Consider the following 21,057-nt stretch of genomic DNA (forward strand, 5'->3'; position numbering starts at 1 on the left):
TCCAAGCCATGCGAGCAGCGAGCTTAACGCGGTTGACACGGGCCGGGACCGCGCGGGTCCATTACCAATGCAGGTAGAACATGGCCTTGGCCAGCAGCACGATGGCCAGCACGTGGCAGAACACGCTCAGGTGCAGGCGGTGCGAGCGGCGCCCGCCCAGCACACCGCGCCGGCGCCACCACATGGCTGCCAGGAAATGTCCGAACACGCTGAGCGCCAGCCCGATCTTGAACGCCAGCAGCAGGCCGAAGCTGCTGGCCAGCGGAGCGGCAAAGGCTGCAGCCAGTGCCGCGCGATGCTGCCAGGCCAGACCCAGCCCCGCGCCGTACAGCACCAGCAGCACCCAGGGCATGACGGCCACCGCTCGGTCGCCCAGCGCCTGCTCGGTGGCGCGCGCCACGATGGCGGGCAGGTGGCGGCGCGCCCCGGCCAGCAGCACCACTTCAAAGAACACCGTACCCGCGAAGGCGATGGCAGCCAGCAGGTGCAGGGTCAGCAGCAGGCCGTAGCTCATGCGCGCCTCCTGTGCGGCAGGGGCAGCGGCAGGGATGCGGGAGCCGGCAGCAGATCGGCCAGCGTGAAGCCGTCCAGATGGGCCAGGAAGCTGTCCAGCGCCCCGCCCAGCACGCCGGCCAGCCGGCAGTCCTGCACAAGCGTGCAGGCAGGTGGGCTGGTGCCCGTGAAGCATTCGACGATGGCAAGGTCCGGCTCCATGCCGCGCACCACGTCGCCCAGGCCGATGTCGGCCGGCGCATGGGCCAGGCGCATGCCGCCGCCCTTGCCGCGCACGGTCACGATCCAGCCGCGCAGCGCCAGCTGGTGCGTGACCTTCATGAGATGGGCTTCGGAGATGGCATGGGCCTGGGCGATCTCGGCAATCGTGCACAGCCGTCCGGGGTGGCGCGCCACATGCATGAGCAGGCGCAGCGCGTAGTCGGTCATCAGGGTCAGGCGCATGGCAGGCCTGCGATCATGCCTGCCGGTCGGCACGCGGGCGCACCAGCAGCGGGGCGAAACGCCACAGGTACGGCGCAAAGGCCAATACCCAGGCAGCGGCCGAGGCATGCAGCGCCGCCAGCGACAGCGCCGTGGGCAGCAGGGCCGCCAGGCGCAGCACGGCAGCGGCAATGACCAGGGCATAGGCGGCGACCATGCTGCGGTCGGTGCGCAGCGGCAGGCCCAAGTGGCCCATCGACGTCCGTGTGCACATGCCGATGATGAGCAGGGCAAAGCCGCCCGCACCGATCACATGCACGGGCCAGGCGGGGCGCAGCACCCATCCCGCCGCATGCGCGCCGGCCACCAGCAGGCCCGCACCCAGCGCCGCGTGGCCCAGGTAGAGAATCCACAGCAGCGGCACGCGGCGCACGGCCTGGGGCTTCCAGGCCAGCACCTGCCACAGGGCGATCAGGCCCGCCACGGCCAGGCCGGCGGCCAGGCCCGGCCACCAGCCCGCCAGCAGGCAGGCGAGGGCCACCACGCCCGCACCCAGCTGCCACGGGCCGCTGGCCGCGTGCATGGGGATCTGCAGGCCGGACACGGCGCGCATGGCGAAGAAGGGGATCACGCGCCGCGCGATCAGCAGCGCAATCACGGCCATGCACAGCAGGCCTGCGTTGAAGCGCTGCATGAGCGCGCCGTAGTCGCCTTGCCAGATGGACCACAGGTACAGCGCATCGGCCGCGCCCAGGCCGGCCAGCAGCAGGGGCAGCCCGTAGTTGCGCCGGCTGCGCGCCACCTGAATGGCACGGCCCAGCGCCAGCGCGGCCCAGCAGAAGAAGGCCGTCTCGCACAGCGCGGCGACCGCAAAGGCCTGCGGCCCCGGCAGCAAGAAGCCTGCGCGGGCCACCAGCCATAGCAGGCACAGCGCGCCCAATGCCCGGCCCTGCAGGGGATTGCGCCCTGTCCAGTTGCTGCCTGCCGTGAACAGAAAGCCCACGGCGATGGTGGCCACGAAGGCCCACAGCATCTCGTGCGCGTGCCAGAACACGCCGGGCATGCGCCCCGCGATCCACTGCGGAGCATGGACCCACAGCGCCACCGACAGCGCGGCCCAGAGGCAGCCCAGCAGGTACAGCGGCCGAAATCCCAATTCGAGGAATGCCGTCCATTGCGGCGCCGGCTCCCGGGTTCTCAGGGGTTCCTCCAGCTCCATCCATTGCGCCATGATGTGCACTCCTTCCGGCCCGCTGCGCCTGCATAAGATGCATCCAGCGTACATCTTCAAGTGCACCGGCGAGGCGGCGGCGCAACCACCTTCTGACCCATATCAAGCAGGAGCCAAGCATGGCACTCGAACACGCAAAGCCACTGGAGGTCATCGCCCTGCACGCCCGCGACGGCATGCCCATCAGCACCAGCCTGATCCGAACGCCGAAGCTGCAGCTGCTGCGCCTGGTGCTGCCGCCCGGCCATGCCCTGCCCAGCCATCAGGTCCCCGGCGAAGCCACCATCCACTGCCTGGCGGGCGAGGCCGGCATTGCCACGCGCCTGGCAAGCCTGCGGCTGGTGGCCGGCTCGGTGGTGCTGGTGCCTGCCGGCGAGCTGCACGATGTGCACGCGCGCGGCGACCAGGGCTGCGTGCTGCTGGTGACGATTGCGGGCGCGAACGACTGAAGGCGGCCGCAGCCGCCGCACAGGCAGGATCACGCATTGCCTGAGGCACAAATAAAAACGGACTGCTTCTTGCGAAGCAGTCCGTAATCTTTTTCACTGTATCTGGTGGCCTGGGACGGAATCGAACCGCCGACACAAGGATTTTCAATCCTCTGCTCTACCGACTGAGCTACCGGGCCGAGAACTAGATTATATGCAGGATTTTTTGACCCAAAAACGAAAAAGCCAAAATTCCTTCAAAAAGTCTATCCGCGCTTGTTGCGGCCCAGGTCCACGCCCAGCTGGCGCAGCTTGCGGTACAGGTGCGTGCGCTCCAGGCCGGTCTTCTCGGCCACGCGGGTCATGGAGCCGCCTTCGCGCGCCAGGTGGAACTCGAAGTAGGCCTTCTCGAAACCGTCGCGCGCCTCGCGCAGGGGGCGGTCCAGATCGAAACCCTGGTGTGCATGCGGCACGTTGTTGTCCACCGGCACACGGCTGGCCGCAGGCGTGACGACGGCTGCGATGTCGGCGGGCTCGGCCACTGCGGCAGGCGCTGCAGCCGGCGCCTGGCTGGCGGCATTGCGCGCCAGGCCCTGCTCCACCGCCTTGAGCAGCTTCTGCATGGTGATGGGCTTTTCCAGGAAGGACAGCGCACCGATGCGCGTGGCCTCCACCGCCGTCTCGATGGTGGCGTGGCCGCTCATCATGATGACCGGCATGGTCAGCTGGCCCGCCGAGGCCCATTCCTTGAGCAGCGATACGCCATCGGTGTCGGGCATCCAGATGTCGAGCAGCACGAGGTCGTAGGTGTTGGAGGCGCGCGCCGTGCGCGCCTGGCCGGCATTCTCGGCCACGTCCACACTATGACCTTCGTCGTTGAGGATTTCCGACAACAAATCCCGGATCCCCAGTTCGTCGTCGACCACCAGTATGTTTGCCATGTGTCTTAAGCCTATGTGCTGAGGCGCGGGGGGCGTCAGGCCTATCCTGTACGCTCAGGCGCAAATGATAGCGACACTTGCGCACCTTGAATCACCCCGCCGTCGTCCCTGTTGCCCAGGTCGATGCGGGCGCCATGCTCGTCTGCGATTTTCTTGACCACGGCCAGGCCCAGTCCGGTGCCCCGCGCCTTGGTCGTGACATAGGGCTCGAAGGCCCGTTGAAGGATGTTGGCCGCGAAGCCCGTGCCGCTGTCGCTGATGCTCAGGCGCACGCGGCGCGTGGACTCGTTCCAGCGCGTCTCTATGGTCACGGGGCCGGGGGGCTGGCCGCTTTCCTGCGCACGCTGGGCCGTGGCGTCCTGGGCATTCTGCAAAAGATTGTGAATGACCTGGCGCAGCTGCTGGCCATCGCCGGAAATCGGCGGGCATTGCGGGTCCAGCACACACTCCACGCGCACTTCGGCGTTCTCTTCACCGTACAGCTGCAGCACGTCGGTCACCAGCGCGTTGAGGTCCAGCGACTGCAGATTGGCGGCAGGCAGGCGCGCGTAGTCGCGGAATTCATCGACCAGGCGCTTCATGGCGCCGACCTGATCGACGATGGTCTTGACGGACTTGGCCAGCAGCGCCTGGTCAGCCAGCTGCAGCTTGTCGGTCAGCCGCATGGCCATGCGCTCGGCCGACAGCTGAATGGGCGTGAGCGGGTTCTTGATCTCATGGGCCACGCGGCGCGCCACCTCGCCCCAGGCCTGGGCGCGCTGGGCCGAGACGATCTCGGAGATGTCGTCGAAGACCAGCAGCCGCTGCGCATCGGGCAGTTCCGCACCGCGCATGACCAGGGTGGTGGTGTGCTGGATGACGCCGCCATCGGTGGAGGCATGCAGCTCATGCACCAGTTGCCAGCGATCGCGCCCCTGCTCGCCCAGGAAGAGCGCGAACTGCTCCTGCACGACTTCGCCGAACTGCTCCAGCCCCGGCACCTGGGACAGCGCCCGTCCTTCATGGACGGCCATGGGCGCGCGCAGTATGCGCGTGGCCCCGGGATTGCTCAGGACGATGGCGCCCCGCGCGTCCAGCACGATGACGCCCGATGTGAGGTTGTCGAGGATGGTCTGCAGGTTGCCGCGTGCGGCATCGAGCTGGCCCATGCTGCGGTTGGCCTCGGCGCGGGCGTCGGCCAGTTGCTGGGTCATGAGCGCGAAGGAGCGCGTGAGCCCGCCGATCTCGTCGCGCGTCTGCAGCGCCGGCTTGGGCCGCAGGTCGCCGCGCGCCACGTCGCGCATGCCCTGGGCCAGCAGCAGCAGCGGCCTGGCCAGCTGGTTGCCCAGCACGATGGCCAGCACCACGGCGCCGAAGACCGCCAGGAACAGGCTGAGCGTAAGCGTGCCTATGTACATGCGCTGCAGGCCGCCGCGTGCCAGCGCGCGTTCCTGGTATTCGCGGTTGGCGGCCTGCACGGCAAGGGCGTTGGTCACCAGCGCCTGCGGCAGCGCAATGGTGGCCTGCAAATAACGCGGCTCGGTCAGCAGTCCCACGCTGGGGTTGGGAACCACGGCCAGCGTGCGAACCTGGGCATTCGGCGCTGTGGCACCCGGCTGGGCCGTGCCGTCGTCGTCCAGTCCTTCGATGCTGGCCACGGCGCGCTGCTCGCGCAGCGAGCGCAGCATTTGCGCGCTGGGGCGTTCGGGCTGCAGGTTGAAGCGCGATTGACCTGCGCTGGCAACCGCGCGCAAGCCAGCCAGCTCGCCACTGCGCGGCACCGGCGCCGGACCCACGACGGCGATTTCGGAGGCGCTCCACAGCACGACATCGGTGGCCCCCAACTGGTCGCGCACGCGCTCCAGGATCAGCGCGGCGCCCGCATCGGAGACCTGGGACAGCTGGGCGCCTGCGGTGCGCGTGTTGTTGGCCATGTCGTTGGCCACGGTCTCCAGCGTGGAGCTGGCCAGGCTCACGCCTGCCGACAGCGCACCCTCGACCTGCACGTCGAACCAGCTCTCGATGGAGCGCGAGACGAACTGGTAGGAAACGATGTAGATCAGCAGACCCGGCACCAGTCCCACCAGCGTGAAGATGCCGGCCAGCTTGAGCAGCAGGCGGCTGCCGAAGCGCCCCCGCTGCAGGCGTATGGCCAGGCGGATGCCGCCCCAGACCAGGATGGCCAGCAGCAGACCGGCCACGACCACGTTGGCGGCGAACAGCCAGTTGTAGTTGCGCTCGTAGTCCAGCCGGTTGTTGGTGGCCAGGGTCAGCAGGAACAGCAGCAGCACGCCGACCAGCCCCATGAGACCGGCGCCCACGCCCACGGCCCAGCGCGTGCCGCGCGACAGGCCGGCCGAGGCCGGCAGGGCCATGCGTTCGTCGGCGTCGGTGTCCCGGTTCATGGCGCGTCTTCCAGCATCTGGGCGCGCGACAGCTGCAGGTTCCAGCCCGAGCGGCCCAGCGCACCGATCTGCAACGGCCTTGGCAGCTGGGACAGGTCGATGCGAAAGCGCAGCTGCACCGAGACACCCGACTGCGTGGGTGCCGTGTCCATGATTTTCCAGCGCGAGATGCGCCGCATGGAGGACAGCGCATCTTCCAGGGTCTCGAAGGTCTGGCCCAGGGCCAGCCCCAGCCCGGCGCTGGAGAAGGGGGTATTGGAGATGTGCAGGCGCCAGCGGCGTGTCAGCGGCTGGTGGCTGAGGCGGTAGTGGCGGCTGGCGGTGGCCAGTTGCTGATCGGACCAGTACCAGCGCTCACGCTGGACCTGGGCCTCGGCCACGAAGTACATGGGAATGCCCTGGCGCAGCGCGTCGTCGATCTGGTAGGGCAACTCGAACTGGAGATTGGCGGACAGCAGCAGACCATCATCGGAGCGCTCGAGCTGCATGGATCCGATCTCGGCGGTCAGCGCATCGGCCCTGGCCTGCAGGCCCAGGCCGGCCAGCACGGCGGCCAGCACAAGTGCCCCGGCCAGCCGCGCCAGCAGGCGCAGCCAGGCTGGCGACCTGGTCCGGGGACGGGGGTCAGCGCGTCTTTTGCAGCAAGGCGTAGAAGAAGCCGTCGTGGTCACCCAAAGCATTGTCAGCCAGCATGCCGGCTTTGTAGTCCTTGCCCGGGATTAAATGCCCCGGCGCCGGCAGTGTTCGCGCCTCACTGTTGCGTGCAACAAACGCTTGAACCTGTGCCTCGCCCTCTTGCCTGAAGACCGAGCAGGTGCAGTACAGCAGGCGCCCGCCAGGCTGCAGCAGGGGCCACAGGGTGTCGAGCAGCCGGGACTGGATCTGGGCCAGCTGGTGCACATCGCTTTCGCGGCGCAGCCAGCGCACGTCGGGCTGGCGCCGCACGATGCCCGAGGCCGTGCAGGGCGCGTCCAGCAAGATGGCGTCGAACAGCTGGCCGCCGCATTGCGCCTCGAACCACTGCGCAGGCTGGGATGCATCGGCCACGACCACTTGCGCCTGCAACTGCAGCCTTCCCAGCGTGTCCTCGATGCGCGCGGCGCGCTCGGCGTCTATCTCCAGCGCCGTGACCTGCAGGGTCTGCGGCGCTGCGTATTCCAGCAGGTGGGCCGTCTTGCCACCGGGGGCGGCGCAGGCATCAAGTACCCGCAACGCTCGGCCGACGGGCTGCTCCAGCCCTTGCAGCAGCAGCGGTGCGGCCAGTTGCGCCGCCGCATCCTGCACGGAGGCCAGGCCCTGGTCGAAGCCCGGCAGGGATTGCACGGGCAAGGCCTGCTGCAGTTGCAGGCCGCTGTCGGCCACGGCAAGCGATGGCACGTCCATGGCCTGCAGCGCCGCCTGGTACTGCGCGCGGTCTGCCCTTTGGCGATTGACGCGCAGCGTCATCGGAGGCTGCTCGTTGTTGGCCTGCAGGATGGCCTGCCAGTGATCGGGATGGTCCTTGCGCAGGCGGGCAATCCACCAGGCGGGATGGTTCCAGACCGCCTGCGGCTGGGCTTCGGTGGCGGCAACCAGGGCATCGCGCTCGCGCAGAAAGCGGCGCAGGCAGGCGTTGACAAAGCCGGACTGCGCGCGGGTCGGCCCCTGCTTGGCCGCTTCCACGGCCTGGTTGACCAGGGTGAACGGCGGGTATGGCGCGCGAGATTCATCCCAGGCCAGGGCCAGGGCGGTGTTCAGCAATGCGCTGACGCGCGGCGGCGGGTTGCGCGAGGCCAGCTGCTTTTGCAGCGCCTGGGCGCGGCCCAGCTGGCGCAGCACCTGGAACAGCAGGGCCTGCACGCCGGGACGCAGCGGCTGCGGCACACGCGCCAGCACGCTGCGGCTGGACTGGCCTTCGAGCACGGCCTGCAGGCATTGGGCGACGGCGTCGAGCTGCTGCCAAAGAGGAGGTGCGGCCGGTACGGCATGCGCCTGCGAGGGCGCCGCAGCGCGGCGCGGGGAAGAATGCGTGCGTTGGTTCATGTTCCACTTTCCTGCACCTTGCTGGGCGCAGGTTCGACCAGCAGGCTGCGCACCGGGCGAAAGCCCAGCAGCCAGGCCAGCAACCTGGCCGGATATTGCGCGATGGCGGCGTTGTAGCGCTCGGCCGCGGCGTTGAATTGCTGCAGTCCCAGGCGGTTGCGCACCTGGTGCTCGGTCCAGCGCTGCTGCCAGGGCTGCAGCGGATCGGGGTCCGGCGACGGGGCATCTGATGGCGCAGTGCCAGTGCCAGCGGCGCCGGCGCCGGTGTCAACGGCGACCTTGGTCATGGCCTGCCAGGCCACCTCCAGCGCCGAGCAGGCATGCTCCAGCGAGGCCAGCGCGCTCTCGCGCAGCGGCCGGCCACGGGCATCGACCAGCGCCGCCTGCAACTGCGCGGCGGTCTGGTGCAGCGCGGCCTGGGCATGCACAAGGGCGGGGCTTTGGCCTTCGCCCTTGGGCTGTTCCTCGAAGGCCTGCAGCATGGCATGCCACTGGCCCAGGTATGCATCGAGCGTACCGAACTGCTGCACGCAGCCGCTGCGCAGCCGGGCCAGCCGGTTGTATGCGCCGACGGCCCAGAACACCAGCAGTGCCAGCAGCATCCATTCAAGAGACAAGGACCACATCGTCTGCAACGGCCCGGCCGGAAGCTGGTCCGGCCGAACTCTGGTTATTCCCAAAGAAAAACGCTCCCGCCTGCGCAGGGCAGGCCGGGAGCGTCACATCATCAAGCACTTGCGCCATGCACTGCTCTAGGAGACAGCATGTCCCAACAAGAGGGACGCCGAGCAAGGGCCGCCCCCGCAGCGAGGGCGTCGTCCCCCTCCCGCGTAGCGAGAGAGGGGGAAGCGGCACAGCCGCTCAGGGGGTGACACCGCCTATCAGTCAGCGGAAGCGTCACCGGCGACGGCAGCCACGCCAGCGTCGTCGTCAGCCATCACACCGGCCAGTTCGGCCGCTTCGGCGTCGGCGATGGCGCGGCGCTCTGCGTCGTCCATGGCGTCCTTGGCCTTGCGCGCCTGGTGGTATGCCAGACCCGTGCCAGCGGGGATCAGGCGACCCACGATGACGTTTTCCTTCAGGCCACGCAGCTCGTCGCGCTTGCCCATGATGGCAGCCTCGGTGAGCACGCGGGTCGTTTCCTGGAACGACGCGGCAGAGATGAAGGAGTCGGTCGACAGCGATGCCTTGGTAATACCCAGCAGCACGTTGGAGTACGTGGCAGGGATCTTGCCTTCGCGCTGCAGCGCCTCGTTGGTATTGAGGATCTCCGAACGCTCGACCTGCTCGCCAGCGATGTAGGTCGAGTCGCCGGTGTTCTCGACCACGACGCGGCGCAGCATCTGGCGAACGATCACCTCGATGTGCTTGTCGTTGATCTTCACACCCTGCAGGCGGTAGACGTCCTGCACTTCATCGACGATGTAGCGCGACAGCTCCTCGATGCCCAGCAGGCGCAGGATGTCCTGCGGATCGGCCGGGCCGTCGACGATGGACTCACCCTTGTTGACCACCTGGCCTTCGTGCACCAGGATGTTCTTTTCCTTGGGCACGAGTTCTTCCCAGACCTTGCCATCCAGATCGGTGATCTGCATGCGCACCTTGCCCTTGGTTTCCTTGCCGAAGGAAATGGTGCCGGTCATCTCGGCCAGCGTGCCCTTGTCCTTGGGCGTGCGGGCTTCGAACAGCTCGGCCACGCGGGGCAGACCGCCGGTAATGTCGCGGGTCTTCTGGCCTTCGACAGGGATACGGGCCAGCACTTCGCCGGGGCCCACGTCCTGGCCGTCACGCACCTGGATCAGCGCGCCGACCTGGAAGCCGATCGTCACCGAGTGGTCGGTGCCGGGGATCTTGACTTCCTGGTTGTTGGCATCGATCAGCTTGACCTGGGGACGCACGACCTTGGCAGAGCCACGGCGCTTGGGATCGATCACCACCAGCGTGGACAGGCCGGTCACTTCGTCGACCTGCTTGGCCACGGTCAGGCCCTCTTCCACATTCTCGAAGCGCACCTGGCCGGCGTACTCGGTAATGATGGGTCGGGTCAGCGGATCCCAGTTGGCCAGGATCAGACCGGCCTTGACCTGCTGGTCGGGCCTGACGGTCAGCACGGCACCGTAAGGCACCTTGTGGCGCTCACGCTCGCGGCCGTTGTCGCTGATGACGATTTCGCCCGAACGCGAAATCACGACCAGCTCACCCTTGGTGTTGCTGACGTAGCGCATCGTGCTGTTGAAGCTGATGGAGCCGTTGGACTTGGCTTCCACGCTCGAGGCGATGGCAGCGCGCGAAGCGGCACCACCGATGTGGAAGGTACGCATGGTCAGCTGCGTGCCGGGCTCGCCGATGGACTGGGCGGCGATCACACCCACGGCTTCGCCGAGGTTGATCAGGCCGCCGCGGCCCAGGTCGCGGCCGTAGCACTTGGCGCACAGGCCGTAGCGGGTCTCGCAGGTCAGCGCGGTGCGGACCTTGATCTCGTCGACGCCTTGCGATTCCAGCTCGTCGATCACGTCTTCGTTGAGCAGCGTGCCTGCGGGCAGCAGCACGGCCAGCGTCTCGGGATGCACGACGTCCTCGGCCGTGGTACGGCCCAGCACGCGGTCGCGCAGCGATTCGATGACTTCACCGCCTTCGACGATGGCGCGCATCAGTGCGCCATTGCTCGTGCCGCAATCGTCCTCGTTGACCACCAGATCCTGCGTCACGTCCACCAGACGACGCGTCAGGTAGCCGGAGTTGGCCGTCTTCAACGCCGTGTCGGCCAGACCCTTTCGGGCGCCGTGGGTGGAGATGAAGTACTGCAGAACGTTCAGGCCTTCACGGAAGTTCGCCGTAATGGGCGTCTCGATGATGGAGCCGTCAGGCTTGGCCATCAGGCCACGCATGCCGGCCAGCTGGCGGATCTGCGCGGCCGAGCCGCGGGCGCCGGAGTCGGCCATCATGTAGATGGCGTTGAACGATTCCTGCTCGACTTCGTTGCCGTGGCGGTCGATGACCTTTTCCTTGGCCAGCTGGGCCATCATGACCTTGGAGACTTCGTCGCCGGCCTTGCCCCAGATGTCCACCACCTTGTTGTAGCGCTCGCCAGCGGTCACGAGACCGGAGACGTACTGCTGTTCGATCTCCTTCACCTCGGCTTCGGCACGGCCGATGATCTCGGCCTTTTGCGGCGGCACCAGCATGTCGCCGATGGCGATCGAGATGCCGGCGTGCGTGGACAGGCGGAAGCCGTTTTGCAGCAGCTTGTCGGCAAACACCACCGTGGCCTTCAGACCGCACTTGCGGAACGAGGCATTGATGAGCTTGGAGATCTCCTTCTTCTTGAGCGCCTTGTTCATGTGGCTGAACGGCAGGCCCTTGGGAAGGATCTCGGACATCAGGGCGCGGCCCACGGTGGTTTCCACCAGGCTGGTCGAAGGCTCGAACTCGCCGGAGTCCTTGTTCTTCGTCCACTCGGTCAGGCGAACGCTGATCTTGGCGGCCAGCTCGACCTGCTCGGCGTCCAGCGCGCGCTGCACTTCGCCGATGTCGGCGAAGACCATGCCCTCGCCCTTGCCGTTGATGCGCTCGCGCGTCGCGTGGTACAGACCCAGCACCACGTCCTGCGAAGGAACGATGGAGGGCTCGCCCGATGCGGGGAACAGCACGTTGTTGGAGGCCAGCATCAGCGTGCGGGCTTCCATCTGTGCTTCCACCGACAGCGGAACGTGGACGGCCATCTGGTCACCGTCGAAGTCGGCGTTGAAGGCCGCGCAGACGAGCGGGTGCAGCTGGATGGCCTTGCCTTCGATCAGGATGGGCTCGAAGGCCTGGATGCCCAGGCGGTGCAGCGTGGGAGCACGGTTCAGCATGACCGGGTGCTCCTTGATGACCTCTTCGAGGATGTCCCACACCACGGGCGTGCCGGATTCCACTTCCTTCTTCGCCGCCTTGATGGTGGTGGCGATGCCGCGCTGCTCGAGCTGCGCGAAGATGAAGGGCTTGAACAGTTCCAGCGCCATCAGCTTGGGCAGACCGCACTGGTGCAGCTTGAGGTACGGACCCACCGTGATCACGGAACGGCCCGAGTAGTCCACGCGCTTGCCCAGCAAGTTCTGGCGGAAACGGCCGCTCTTGCCCTTGATCATGTCGGCCAGCGACTTCAGGGCACGCTTGTTGGCGCCCGTCATGGCCTTGCCACGGCGGCCGTTGTCCAGCAGCGAGTCCACTGCTTCCTGCAGCATGCGCTTTTCGTTGCGCGCGATGATTTCCGGAGCCTTCAGCTCCAGCAGGCGGCGCAGACGCGAGTTGCGGTTGATGACGCGGCGATACAGGTCGTTCAGGTCGGACGTCGCGAAGCGGCCGCCGTCCAGCGGCACCAGCGGACGCAGGTCCGGGGGCAGCACGGGCAGCACTTCCATGACCATCCAGCCCGGCTTGATGCCGGACTTCTTGAACGCTTCCAGCAGCTTCAGGCGCTTGGCGTTCTTCTTGACCTTGACTTCGGAGCCGGTCAGGTCGCCGCGCAGGCGCTCGGTCTCGACGTCGATGTCGATGCCTTCGAGCAGGTCCTTGATGCCTTCGGCGCCCATCTTGGCTTCGAACTCGTCACCGTACTCGGTGCGCTTGGCCTCGTAGTCGTCCTCGGTCATGATGCTGAACTTCTTCAGCGGGGTCATGCCGGGGTCGGTCACCACGTAGGCTTCGAAGTACAGCACGCGCTCGATGTCGCGCAGCGTCATGTCGAGCACCAGGCCCAGACGCGACGGCAGCGACTTCAGGAACCAGATGTGGGCGCAGGGCGCAGCCAGGTCGATGTGGCCCATGCGCTCGCGGCGCACCTTGGTCTGGGTCACTTCGACGCCGCACTTCTCGCAGATCACGCCGCGGTGCTTGAGGCGCTTGTACTTGCCGCACAGGCACTCGTAGTCCTTGATGGGGCCAAAGATCTTGGCGCAGAACAGACCATCGCGCTCGGGCTTGAACGTGCGGTAGTTGATGGTCTCGGGCTTCTTCACCTCGCCGAAGGACCAGGAACGGATCTTCTCGGGAGAAGCCAGACCGATCTTGATGGCATCGAAATGCTCATCGGGCGTGAATTGCTTGAACAGGTCGAGTAGAGATTTCATAAGACTCTTTCCCTTTTCAATATTTAAGAACGCTCAAGCTCGATGTCGAGGCCCAGGGAGCGGATTTCCTTGACCAGCACGTTGAACGACTCGGGCATGCCTGCCTCGATGGCGTGCTCGCCCTTGACGATGGATTCGTACACCTTGGTACGGCCCACCACGTCGTCGGACTTCACGGTCAGCATTTCCTGCAGCACATAGGCGGCGCCGTAGGCTTCCAGCGCCCACACTTCCATTTCCCCGAAACGCTGGCCGCCGAACTGGGCCTTGCCGCCCAGGGGCTGCTGCGTCACCAGAGAGTACGGACCCGTGGAGCGGGCGTGCATCTTGTCGTCGACCAAGTGGTGCAGCTTCAGGTAGTGCATGTAGCCGATGGTGGTCGGACGCTCGAAGCGGTCACCGGTGCGGCCGTCATACAGGTAGGCCTGCGTGCGGCTTTCGGTCAGGCCCTTGCGCTCCTTCAGCTCTTCCGGATATGCCAGATGCAGCATGTCCTGGATTTCCTGCTCGGAAGCGCCGTCGAACACCGGCGTGGCAAACGGCACGCCCGTGGTCAGCGCCTGCGCCATGGACACGATCTCGTTGTCATCGAGCTGGGCCAGGTCTTCCTTGCGGCCGCGCGAGTTGTAGATCTCTTCCATGAAGGCACGGATTTCGGCGGCACGGGCTTCCTGCTGCAGCATGTCGCCGATGCGCTGGCCCAGGCCCTTGCCGGCCCAGCCCAGATGCACTTCCAGCACCTGGCCGATGTTCATGCGCGAAGGCACGCCCAGCGGGTTCAGCACGATGTCGGCAGTGGAGCCGTCGGCCATGTAGGGCATGTCCTCGACCGGAACGATCTTGGAGACCACGCCCTTGTTGCCGTGGCGGCCGGCCATCTTGTCGCCGGGCTGCAGGCGGCGCTTGACGGCCAGGTAGACCTTGACCATCTTGAGCACGCCAGCGGGCAGCTCGTCGCCCTGGGTGAGCTTCTTGCGCTTTTCTTCGAAAGCCAGGTCGAAGCTGTGGCGCGTCTGCTCCAGCGAGTTCTTGATGGACTCGAGCTGGGTGGCGACCTCGTCCTCTGCAGGACGGATGTCGAACCAGTGGAACTTCTCCACGCCGTCCAGGTAGGCCTTGTCGATCTTGGCGCCCTTGGCCAGCTTCTGCGGGCCGCCGTTGGCCACGCGGCCATTGAGCAGCTTCTCGATACGGTCGAAGGCGTCGGCCTCGACGATGCGCAGCTGGTCGTTCAGGTCCAGGCGGTAGCGCTTGAGTTCATCGTCGATGATCTGCTGGGCACGCTTGTCGCGCTGGATGCCTTCACGGGTGAAGACCTGCACGTCGATCACGGTGCCTTGCGAGCCCTGGTCCACGCGCAGCGAGGTGTCCTTCACGTCGGAAGCCTTCTCGCCGAAGATGGCGCGCAGCAGCTTCTCTTCAGGCGTCAGCGTGGTCTCGCCCTTGGGCGTGACCTTGCCGACCAGCACATCGCCGGGCTGCACTTCCGCACCCACGTAGATGATGCCGGACTCGTCCAGGCGGTTGAGCTGCTGCTCGGACAGGTTCGGGATGTCGCGCGTGATTTCCTCGGCACCGAGCTTGGTGTCGCGGGCCATCACCACGAGTTCTTCGATATGGATCGAGGTGTAGCGGTCTTCGGCCACCACGCGCTCGTTGATCAGGATCGAATCCTCGAAGTTGTAGCCGTTCCAGGGCATGAAGGCGATCAGCATGTTCTGACCGATGGCGATTTCGCCCAGGTCGGTCGATGCGCCGTCGGCCACCACGTCACCCTTGGCCAGCTTGTCGCCACGCTTGACGATGGGACGCTGGTGGATGTTGGTGTTCTGGTTGGAACGCTGGTACTTGATGAGGTTGTAGATGTCCACGCCGACTTCGCCGGCCACGGCTTCCGCATCGTTCACGCGGACCACGATGCGCGTTGCATCGACATAGTCCACGATACCGCCGCGGGTTGCCGTCACCACGGTGCCGGAGTCCACTGCCGCCACGCGCTCGATGCCCGTGCCCACCATGGGCTTTTCGGGACGCAGCACAGGCACGGCCTGACGCGACATGTTGGCGCCCATCAATGCGCGGTTCGCGTCATCGTGTTCCAGGAACGGAATCAGCGAGGCAGCCACCGACACGATCTGTGCGGGCGACACGTCCATGTACTGAACGCGCTCGGCCGACACCAGGGTCGAATCACCCTTTTCGCGCGCCGACACCAGGTCGCCGATCAGGCGGCCTTCGGCATCCAGCTCGGCATTGGCCTGGGCGATGATGTACTTGCCTTCCTCGATGGCCGACAGGTAGTCGATCTCCATCGTGACCTTGCCGTCGGCCACGCGACGGTAAGGCGTCTCGATGAAGCCGTATTCGTTCAGGCGGGCGTACAGGGCCAGCGAGTTGATCAGGCCGATGTTCGGGCCTTCAGGCGTTTCGATAGGGCAGACGCGGCCGTAGTGGGTCACGTGCACGTCGCGCACTTCGAAGCCTGCACGCTCGCGGGTCAGACCGCCCGGGCCCAGGGCCGAGACGCGACGCTTGTGCGTGATTTCGGCCAGAGGGTTGGTCTGGTCCATGAACTGCGACAGCTGCGACGCACCGAAGAATTCCTTCAGGGCGGCCGAAATCGGCTTGCTGTTGATCAGGTCATGGGGCATCAGCGGCTCTTGCTCGGCCTGGCCCAGACGCTCCTTCACAGCCTTCTCGATACGTGCCAGGCCCGTGCGGTACTGGTTCTCGGCCAGTTCGCCCACGCAACGCACGCGGCGGTTGCCCAGGTGGTCGATATCGTCGACTTCGCCCTTGCCATTGCGCAGATCCACCAGGATCTTGACCACGGCCAGGATGTCCTCGTTGGACAGCACCATGGGGCCGGTGGCGCCATCGCGGCCGACCTTGGCGTTGAACTTCATGCGGCCCACGCGCGACAGATCGTAGGTGTCGGCGTTGTAGAACAGGCGCTGGAACAGGGCCTGCACGGCGTCTTCGGTCGGCGGCTCGCCGGGGCGCATCATGCGGTAGATGGCCACGCGTGCAGCGAACTCATCCACGGTTTCGTCGGTGCGCAGGGTCTGCGAGATGTAGGCGCCCTGGTCCAGCTCATTCGTGTAGATGCACTGCAGATCCTGGATGCCGGCGCTGCGCAGCTTCTTGAGCAGGGACTCGGTCAGCTCTTCATTGGCCTTGGCGATGATCTCGCCCGTGTCCGGATCGACGATGTTCTTGGCGACCACGCGGCCGATCAGGAAATCTTCGGGGACGCTGATGAACTTGGTGCCCGACTGCTCCAGCTCACGCGTGTGGCGAGCAGTGACGCGCTTGTCCTTGGCGACCACGACCTTGCCCGACTTGTCGGTGATGTCGAAGCGCGCGACCTCGCCGCGCAGGCGCTCGGGGACGAACTCCATCTGCGCGCCCGAATCCATGAGGCGGAAGTTGTCGTTGACGAAGAAATTGGCCAGGATCGATTCCGGCGTCAGGCCGATGGCCTTCAGCAGAATGGACACGGGCATCTTGCGACGACGGTCGACGCGGAAGAACAGCAGGTCCTTGGGGTCGAACTCGAAGTCCAGCCACGAGCCGCGGTAAGGAATGATGCGTGCCGAGAACAGCAGCTTGCCCGAGCTGTGGGTCTTGCCCTTGTCGTGTTCGAAGAACACGCCAGGCGAGCGGTGCAGCTGCGAGACGATGACGCGCTCGGTACCGTTGATGATGAACGAGCCCTTGTCGGTCATCAGGGGCACTTCGCCCATGTAGACCTCTTGCTCCTTGACTTCCTTGACCACCTTGGACTGCGAGGTCGAAGACTCACGGTCATAGATGATCAGCTGAACCTTGGCGCGCACGGCAGAGGCGAAGGTCAGACCACGGGTCTGGCACTCGCGCACATCGAAAGCAGGCTTGGCGAGGTTGTACTCGACGAACTTCATCTCCACAAAACCGTTGTGGGAGACGATGGGGAAGGCAGAGTTGAAGGCCGCTTGCAGGCCTTCGATGGTGCGTTTTTTGGGGGCTACATCTGCCTGCAAGAATGCGGTATATGCATCTTTTTGCATCTGCAGCAGGTAAGGCACTTCGAGCACGCTGTCGCGGCTCCCGAAGCTTTTGCGGATTCGCTTGCGTTCGGTGTAAGAATAGGCCATGAGATCTCCGGGCAAAGACATGAGTCCTGGGTCTGCGACGACTGCCCCACATGGAAAGCTCCCTGCGGGCTTGGCGGTTGGCCACTACCAACCATGGCTGACGGCGATGCGTTGCACATCGCCCGAACCAAGGCATCTTCTGCTGTCGGGTTGTCAGAAGACACTAGAAAACAGGCTGCTCCAGACCGCTTTCTAGTGTGCTCTATGGATACGCTCTCCACAAGCGCCAAAGGCTGGAGGCCCTTTTTCGGAGCCTCCAGCCCTTGAGGGGACTGAATTACTTCAGTTCAGCCTTGGCACCGGCTTCCACCAGCTTCTTCACAGCGGCTTCAGCGTCAGCCTTGGCAACGCCTTCCTTGACGTTCTTGGGAGCGCCGTCGACCAGGTCCTTGGCTTCCTTCAGACCCAGGCCGGTGATTTCACGCACGGCCTTGATGACGGAAACCTTGTTCGCGCCGGCTTCGGTCAGCACAACGTTGAACTCGGTCTTTTCTTCTGCAGCAGCAGCGCCGCCAGCAGCGCCACCAGCAGCGGGAGCGGCCATGGCGGCAGCGCTCACGCCGAACTTCTCTTCAATGGCCTTCACCAGGTCATTGAGTTCCAGGACCGTCATGCCGTCGAGCGCGGTCAGAAATGCGTCTTTATCGAATGCCATTTTGATTTCCTAACAATATTGGTTAACTGCCGCGCGCTCAGGCTGCGACTGCTTCGGCTGCCGGTTCTTCGGCAGAGCCTTCGCTCTTCTTTGCCGCCAGGGCGCCCAGCACAACGGCCGTACGCGAGATAGGCGACATCAGCAAGCCACACAGTTGTGCCAGCAGAACTTCCTTCGAGGGGATGTTCGCCAGTTGCTTCACACCGTTCACGTCCAGGGCCTTGCCTGCAAACGCACCACCGCGGATCACCAGCTTGTCGTTGGTTTTCGCGAAGTCGGCCACCACCTTGGCGGCAGCCACTGCGTCTTCAGAGAAGCCATAGATCAGAGGGCCGGTCATCTGGTCGGCGACAACGTCGAACTGGCTGCCAGCCACAGCACGGCGGGCCAGCGTGTTCTTCAACACGCTCAGGCTCACACCCTTGCTGCGGGCGTCAACGCGCAGTTTGGTCATGTCGGCGACCGTGATGCCGCGGTATTCCGCGATCACAAGCGTTTGAGCTTTTGCGGCGAGGCTGGTCACTTCATTGATGACCGCTTCTTTCTCACTGCGATTAAGACTCAAGGTCTACTCCTTCAAATGCACACTCGGGGCAGGCCCCTCATGCGCGCTCTTGTTGCAGCGACCAACTGTTTTGGAAATGCATCCATCTGCAGCGGGATCGCCATCTGCGTTGGCCCCTGAGGTTTAAGTGCCGCAAGGCACACCAACGGTCTTGGATGACCCGGCGCATCGCTGCGCCGGCCCACCACTGAGGCAGCCCGCAAGCCGCCTCAAGATTTCTTGGCTATCAGGCCGAGATGGTTTGCGTGTCGACGCGAACGCCCACACCCATGGTCGACGAAACAGCCACCTTGCGCAGGTACAGGCCCTTGCTCGAGGCGGGCTTGGACTTGTTCAGGGCGTCGATCAGCGCAGCCAGGTTGCCTTGCAGCTTCTCGTTGTCGAACGAGCGGCGGCCGATGGTGGCGTGGATGATGCCGGCCTTGTCGACGCGGTATTGCACCTGACCAGCCTTGGCGTTCTTCACGGCCGTGGCCACATCGGGAGTCACCGTACCCACCTTGGGGTTGGGCATCAGGCCGCGCGGGCCCAGGATCTGACCCAGCGTACCGACGACGCGCATGGCGTCGGGGGCAGCGATGACCACGTCGAAGGGCATGTCGCCAGCCTTCACGCGGGCAGCCAGGTCGTCCATGCCGACCACATCGGCGCCAGCAGCCTTGGCTTCTTCAGCCTTGGCGCCTTGGGCGAACACGGCCACGCGGGCGGTCTTGCCAGTGCCGTGGGGCAGCACGACGGCGCCACGAACCACTTGGTCAGACTTCTTGGCGTCCACGCCCAGTTGCACGGCCACGTCGATGGATTCATCGAACTTGGCGGTGGCGGCTTCCTTCACCAGCGCCACGGCGTCGGCGAAAGCGTACAGCTTGGTGGACTCCACCTTGCCCTGGAGAGCCTTTTGCTTCTTGGTCAACTTGGCCATTTACACGCCCTCCACAATCACGCCCATCGAACGGGCCGAACCAGCCAGCGTACGCACGGCGGCGTCGACGTCAGCAGCGTTCATGTCCTTCAGCTTGGTGTTGGCGATCTCTTCCAGCTGAGCGCGGGTGATCTTGCCGACCTTGTTCTTCAGGGGGTTGGAGGAGCCCTTGTCCAGCTTGATGGCCTTCTTGATCAGCACAGTCGCCGGAGGCGTCTTGATGATGAAGGTGAAGCTCTTGTCGGCAAAGGCCGTGATGACCACGGGCAGGGGCAGGCCGGGCTCGACACCTTGGGTCTGGGCGTTGAACGCCTTGCAGAATTCCATGATGTTGAGGCCGCGCTGACCCAGCGCAGGACCGATCGGAGGAGAGGGATTGGCCTTACCAGCTGGCACTTGCAGCTTGATGAAGCCGACGATTTTCTTCGCCATTGAATGCTCCTTGCGGGTATAGCGCCGCCGGCCCAACCAACAACAGTTGCAGCCGGCAGCTCCCCGGGGGTTAAAAGACTCTTGCTGACACGCCCTGCACCGAGCCTAAAAATGCAGAGCCAGAGATTGTAAGCGGTAACTCAGGTTTTTTCAACCTGGGCAAATTCAAGCTCGACCGGCGTGGAGCGACCGAAGATCATCACCGAGACGCGCAGGCGGCTCTTTTCGTAGTTGACCTCTTCGACCGAGCCATTGAAGTCCGTGAAGGGGCCTTCCTTGACACGCACCAGTTCGCCGGGCATGAATTCGATCTTGTGGCGCGGCTTGTCCGTGCCTTCCTGCATCTGGCTGACGATCTTGCGCACTTCCTCTTCGGAGATCGGTGCTGGGCGGTTCTTGGCACCACCCACGAAACCCGTCACCTTGCTGGTGTGCTTGACCAGGTGCCAGGTGTCGTCGTCCATGACCATCTCGACGAACACGTAGCCAGGGAACAAGCGGCGTTCGGTGGTACGGCGCTGGCCGTTCTTCATCTCCACCACTTCCTCGGTGGGAACCAGGATGCGGCCGAACTTGGACTGCATGTCCGAACGCGCGATGCGCTCGATGATGTTGCGCTCCACGGCCTTTTCCATGCCGGAGTAGGCATGGACGATGTACCAGCGCAGATCCGGATTGGCAGGCGTTGCCCCTCCGTCGTTCACACCTGTTTCGACAGCATCCATTACTTCCTCCAGCCCAAAATCAGGTCATACAGGACCCACTCCAGCGTCTTGTCCGTGAACCACAGGAACAAGGCCATGATGACCACAAAGCCGAAGACGTACAAGGTCATCTGCATGGTCTCCTTGCGCGTCGGCCAGACGACCTTCTTGACTTCGCGCCAGGCATCCTGCGCAAAGCTGACGAAACGCTTTCCGGGCTCGGAAACAAGGAACGTGCCAGCAGCCGCAGCCAGACCGACCAGCAGCACCAGCCACTGAACGATGGGACCTTGCTTGCTCAGCAGATAGAAACCTGCGATCGCAGCAACGACTAAAGCCGCGACTGCGGCAAGCTTGGCTTTGTCAGCTCCGGAGCTGACCGTTTCAACCTGAGTAGTGGCCATAATCCATTTCTAATGCGCATTTTTTGCGCAACGCCAAGACACCGAAGCCCGCTTTGGGGCGGGCTCGTTGCGATTCCACCATCAGGTGGCAGGGGCAGTAGGAATCGAACCTACAACCTTCGGTTTTGGAGACCGACGCTCTGCCAATTGAGCTATACCCCTACGAATCAGTTAGGCAATGATCTT

At 65.0% G+C, this 21,057-nt stretch carries 17 protein-coding genes and 2 tRNA genes; 1 reads left to right on the top strand and 18 read right to left on the bottom strand.

From position 1 onward, the window contains the following. Positions 1 to 61: 61 nt before the first annotated feature. Genes ACF8ME_RS10705 through ACF8ME_RS10715 form a run of 3 tightly spaced genes read right to left on the bottom strand, consistent with a single transcriptional unit; the run spans position 62 to position 2,167 of the window. Positions 62 to 514, bottom strand: a complete 453-nt coding sequence (locus ACF8ME_RS10705) for a CopD family copper resistance protein (protein WP_160855567.1) — start codon at positions 512 to 514, stop codon at positions 62 to 64. Next, the gene (locus tag ACF8ME_RS10710) at positions 511 to 957 is read right to left on the bottom strand and encodes an Rrf2 family transcriptional regulator (RefSeq protein ID WP_154833260.1); all 447 of its coding nucleotides are present in this window, start codon (positions 955 to 957) and stop codon (positions 511 to 513) included. Before ACF8ME_RS10710 ends, ACF8ME_RS10705 begins: the two co-directional genes overlap by 4 nt. A 13-nt stretch (positions 958 to 970) precedes the next feature. Continuing rightward, positions 971 to 2,167 (bottom strand): NnrS family protein, encoded by a 1,197-nt coding sequence (locus ACF8ME_RS10715; RefSeq protein WP_392416370.1) that lies wholly within the window; start codon positions 2,165 to 2,167, stop codon positions 971 to 973. Positions 2,168 to 2,286: 119 nt separating this feature from the next. Between ACF8ME_RS10715 and ACF8ME_RS10720 the strand changes: the two genes are divergently transcribed. Beyond that, positions 2,287 to 2,616, top strand: a complete 330-nt coding sequence (locus ACF8ME_RS10720) for a cupin domain-containing protein (RefSeq protein ID WP_012202449.1) — start codon at positions 2,287 to 2,289, stop codon at positions 2,614 to 2,616. A 103-nt stretch (positions 2,617 to 2,719) separates the two neighbouring features. On the opposite strand, the gene ACF8ME_RS10725 is transcribed toward ACF8ME_RS10720, so the two are convergent. The 15 genes from ACF8ME_RS10725 to ACF8ME_RS10795 all read right to left on the bottom strand — a co-directional run bounded on the left by ACF8ME_RS10725 (position 2,720) and on the right by ACF8ME_RS10795 (position 21,033). Beyond that, positions 2,720 to 2,795: transfer RNA gene (locus tag ACF8ME_RS10725), tRNA-Phe, on the bottom strand. A gap of 66 nt (positions 2,796 to 2,861) precedes the next feature. Beyond that, the gene (locus ACF8ME_RS10730) at positions 2,862 to 3,536 is read right to left on the bottom strand and encodes a response regulator (protein WP_016450397.1); all 675 of its coding nucleotides are present in this window, start codon (positions 3,534 to 3,536) and stop codon (positions 2,862 to 2,864) included. A 41-nt stretch (positions 3,537 to 3,577) separates the two neighbouring features. Beyond that, positions 3,578 to 5,920 (bottom strand): ATP-binding protein, encoded by a 2,343-nt coding sequence (locus tag ACF8ME_RS10735; protein WP_392416372.1) that lies wholly within the window; start codon positions 5,918 to 5,920, stop codon positions 3,578 to 3,580. Next, entirely contained in the window at positions 5,917 to 6,600 is a 684-nt protein-coding gene (locus ACF8ME_RS10740) for a DUF4390 domain-containing protein (protein WP_016450395.1), read from the bottom strand. Before ACF8ME_RS10740 ends, ACF8ME_RS10735 begins: the two co-directional genes overlap by 4 nt. Continuing rightward, positions 6,545 to 7,942, bottom strand: coding sequence for a 16S rRNA (cytosine(967)-C(5))-methyltransferase RsmB (gene rsmB / locus ACF8ME_RS10745; RefSeq protein ID WP_392416374.1), 1,398 nt, complete (start codon positions 7,940 to 7,942; stop codon positions 6,545 to 6,547). Before rsmB ends, ACF8ME_RS10740 begins: the two co-directional genes overlap by 56 nt. Then, the gene (locus ACF8ME_RS10750) at positions 7,939 to 8,568 is read right to left on the bottom strand and encodes a LemA protein (RefSeq protein ID WP_209672396.1); all 630 of its coding nucleotides are present in this window, start codon (positions 8,566 to 8,568) and stop codon (positions 7,939 to 7,941) included. Before ACF8ME_RS10750 ends, rsmB begins: the two co-directional genes overlap by 4 nt. A gap of 255 nt (positions 8,569 to 8,823) precedes the next feature. Beyond that, complete coding sequence (rpoC, locus tag ACF8ME_RS10755; protein WP_016450392.1) at positions 8,824 to 13,053, bottom strand: DNA-directed RNA polymerase subunit beta'; 4,230 nt, start codon at positions 13,051 to 13,053, stop codon at positions 8,824 to 8,826. A gap of 23 nt (positions 13,054 to 13,076) precedes the next feature. Beyond that, positions 13,077 to 17,189, bottom strand: coding sequence for a DNA-directed RNA polymerase subunit beta (rpoB, locus tag ACF8ME_RS10760; RefSeq protein ID WP_392416376.1), 4,113 nt, complete (start codon positions 17,187 to 17,189; stop codon positions 13,077 to 13,079). A gap of 277 nt (positions 17,190 to 17,466) precedes the next feature. Continuing rightward, a complete protein-coding gene (rplL, locus tag ACF8ME_RS10765; RefSeq protein ID WP_012202441.1) occupies positions 17,467 to 17,844 on the bottom strand; it encodes a 50S ribosomal protein L7/L12 in 378 nt (125 codons plus the stop codon). Between the two features lie 37 nt (positions 17,845 to 17,881). Further along, positions 17,882 to 18,409: a 50S ribosomal protein L10 gene (gene rplJ, locus ACF8ME_RS10770; protein WP_016450390.1), complete on the bottom strand. Its 528-nt coding sequence runs from the start codon at positions 18,407 to 18,409 to the stop codon at positions 17,882 to 17,884. Positions 18,410 to 18,635: 226 nt separating this feature from the next. Continuing rightward, positions 18,636 to 19,331, bottom strand: coding sequence for a 50S ribosomal protein L1 (gene rplA, locus ACF8ME_RS10775; RefSeq protein ID WP_016450389.1), 696 nt, complete (start codon positions 19,329 to 19,331; stop codon positions 18,636 to 18,638). After that, complete coding sequence (gene rplK / locus ACF8ME_RS10780) at positions 19,332 to 19,763, bottom strand: 50S ribosomal protein L11 (RefSeq protein WP_012202438.1); 432 nt, start codon at positions 19,761 to 19,763, stop codon at positions 19,332 to 19,334. A 140-nt stretch (positions 19,764 to 19,903) separates the two neighbouring features. After that, on the bottom strand, positions 19,904 to 20,488 hold the full coding sequence (nusG, locus tag ACF8ME_RS10785) for a transcription termination/antitermination protein NusG (RefSeq protein ID WP_016450388.1): 585 nt from the start codon (positions 20,486 to 20,488) through the stop codon (positions 19,904 to 19,906). Further along, entirely contained in the window at positions 20,488 to 20,871 is a 384-nt protein-coding gene (gene secE, locus ACF8ME_RS10790) for a preprotein translocase subunit SecE (RefSeq protein WP_012202436.1), read from the bottom strand. The genes nusG and secE overlap by 1 nt, the downstream gene beginning before the upstream one ends. A gap of 86 nt (positions 20,872 to 20,957) precedes the next feature. Continuing rightward, positions 20,958 to 21,033, bottom strand: a tRNA-Trp gene (locus tag ACF8ME_RS10795). Positions 21,034 to 21,057 lie beyond the last annotated feature (24 nt).

It is taken from the genome of Delftia sp. WSY_7 (assembly GCF_043104845.1).
In the GTDB taxonomy this organism is placed as follows: domain Bacteria; phylum Pseudomonadota; class Gammaproteobacteria; order Burkholderiales; family Burkholderiaceae_C; genus Comamonas; species Comamonas tsuruhatensis.